Here is a 2,538-nt window from a genome sequence, read left to right as displayed (position 1 = left end):
AGCTGACGCCGCACCGGGGCGAGGGCGCGCCGCGGGGTGGGCGCGGCCGGGCCCGCCCGGCGCCCCCCCCGGCCCCCCCCCCCCCCCCGGGCCCGGCGCGCAGCAGCACGGCGAACTCGTCCCCGCCCAGCCGCGCCGGCAGGCCCGTCACCGGGCCCGAGGCCGGCAGCACCGCGCGCAGGCGGGCGGCGACCTCCTGCAGCAGCACGTCGCCGGCGTGGTGGCCCAGGGTGTCGTTGACCTGCTTGAAGCCGTCCAGGTCCACCAGCACCAGCACGGCCGCGCCGTCGCCCGCGCACGCCTCGGCCAGCGCCTCCAGCAGCGCCCGGCGGTTGGGCAGGCCCGTCAGGTGGTCGGTGTGCGCCAGCTCCGTGACCTCCGCCAGCCGCGCCCGCTCCGCCTGCCGCAGCCGGGCGCTGTCCACCACCAGCGCCCCCTCCAGGGCCAGCTGGCGGGCCAGCTCGCGCTCGCGGGCCGTCCACGCCCGCGGGCCGGACACGTCCCCGCACACCGCCAGCCCGACCGGGCCGGTCGCAGACAGCAGCGGCATCGCCGCGAAGGAGCGCAGGCCCATCACCTCCACGAACCCGCCGCGGCGCAGCTCGGCGCCGGCCGCGTCGTCGACGAGGACGGGACCGCGCTCGCTCTGGGTGCGCCGCCACACCGGCGAGCCGTCCGCGCGCCGGCCCACCAGCGAGCGCTCCAGCGCGCCGGCGACCCCGGCGGGCACGCCGACGCCGTAGACGGTGCGCACCACGCCGTCCGCGTCGGTGACGTGCACGGCCGAGCGCTCGGTGCCGAACGCGTCGGCCGTCACCCGCGCCAGCAGCCGGGCCGCCTGCCCCACGCTCGCCGCGCGCGAGCCCTCCTCGAACAGCCGGCGCACCGCCGCCGCGGCGACCGCCTCGAACGCCCGCTCGCGCCGCAGCACCGTCGTGCGCACCGCCAGCGCCGCGTGGTGGGCCAGGGCGGCCACCACGTCCGGGCGCGGGGGCGCGCCGGCGCCGGGGAGCAGGACCAGCTCGCCCAGCTCCAGGCCCACCAGGCGCAGCGGCGCGCGCAGCTCACCGGTGCCCGCGCGCGCCCCGACGGCGACCTCCTCGGTGCCGCGCTCGCCGGGGAAGCGCACCACCGCACCGCTCAGCGCCCCCGCCGGGGCCAGGCGCCGCAGCGCCAGGCCCAGCACGTCCGCGGGCTCGACGGGGCCGGCGACCAGCTCCAGCAGCTGCGCCAGCAGCAGGTCCTGCTCGCCGGTCCGCTCCGGTGCGGCGCCGCGCGCGGGGGTGGGGTCCACCCCGCGATCCTCGGCGAGCGCGGGCCCGGGCTCAACGCCCGGGGGCCTCACGTCCAGTACAGGTACCGCGCCGCGGGCAGCTCGCGGGCCAGGGCGTCCTCGAACCACGAGCGCAGCTCGCGCATCGTGCCCGCGTCGTACACGTGCTTCACCGCGCCGAAGCGGCCGTGCTTGCGGGTGCGGGTGGACTCGTCCAGGTCCAGCTTGGTGCGCGGGTACCAGCCGAGCTGGACCTCCTTGCTCCTGGGCGTGAAGCGGTGGGTGATGCACTCCACCGTCAGGTCCAGGCCCGGCACGCCCGCCAGCTCCGCGCCGGCCGCGGCGAGCAGCTCGCCGTAGGCGGTGCGCCAGTCCTCCACCGGCATGATCGGCGCGATCGTCAGGCCCACGGGGTAGCCGGCGCGGGCCAGGCGGCCCAGGGCGCGCAGGCGCGCCGGCACCCGGGCGGTGCCGCCCTCGAAGCGCTCCACGGCGGGCACGTTGACGGAGGCGCGCACGCGGGTGCGCCCGCCGTGCGGCAGGTCCAGCAGGCCGTCGACGTCGTCGTACTTGGTGGTCAGGCGCAGCTGCACCGGGCCGGGCCACCCGTGGGTGCCGAAGTGGGCGATCGTCGCGGCCAGGGAGCCGGTGACGTGCTCCACGGCCAGGGGGTCGGTGTAGCAGGACGCCTCGAAGGTGGTGCCCTCGTGGCCGCGCTGGGCGGTGCCGGAGGTGACCGCGCCGGTGCCGACGACCTCGTCGAGGTCGGCGAGGATGCGCGGCAGGTCCGCGTAGACGCGGGTGATCGGCGGGCCGGACAGCGAGCCGGCCAGGTAGCAGTACTGGCAGTGCCCCGGGCAGCCCTCGGCGATCGGGAACGCGAAGTCCGCGCTCGGCGGGATCGGCGAGGGGCGGCGCTTGGAGGCGGGGCTGGTGACCACGGCCAGGGTGCGCTTGGCGGCGGCGTAGGTGGCGCGCTCGTCGGCGCCGCGCAGGCTCGGCAGGCGGTCGCCGCCGAGCAGGTGCACGTCCTCCACGCCGGCGGCGGCCAGGCGCTCGAGGATCGCGCGGCCGTGGGGCTCGGCCTGCGCGGAGGCGGTGACGTAGACGGTGGCGGGGGTCCACAGGCGGGGACGGGTGAGCAGCTCGCTCGGCACGTCCTGTTCAACACCGCCGGCGGTGCGGACCCTCCCCGCACCGGGGTGTCCCGCACCACACCCCCCGCCCTCCCTGCGGTGATCGAGGAAGGTGCACCTTCCTCGATC

2 protein-coding genes are annotated in these 2,538 nt (G+C 78.7%); both read right to left on the bottom strand.

The features are described from left to right. A partial coding sequence (locus tag ACRYR7_RS25155; protein WP_432575104.1) for a diguanylate cyclase domain-containing protein occupies positions 1-1,294 on the bottom strand: 1,294 nt, incomplete at its 3' end. 47 nt (positions 1,295-1,341) lie between these two features. Beyond that, the gene (locus ACRYR7_RS25150) at positions 1,342-2,430 is read right to left on the bottom strand and encodes a spore photoproduct lyase family protein (protein WP_432575103.1); all 1,089 of its coding nucleotides are present in this window, start codon (positions 2,428-2,430) and stop codon (positions 1,342-1,344) included. Between the last annotated feature and the right edge of the window lie 108 nt (positions 2,431-2,538).

The organism is Kineococcus gurbantunggutensis (assembly GCF_050871925.1).
Classification (GTDB): Bacteria; Actinomycetota; Actinomycetes; order Actinomycetales; family Kineococcaceae; genus Kineococcus.
Note: the sequence above shows the minus strand (reverse complement) of the source record. Positions and strands in the feature narration are given on the sequence as shown.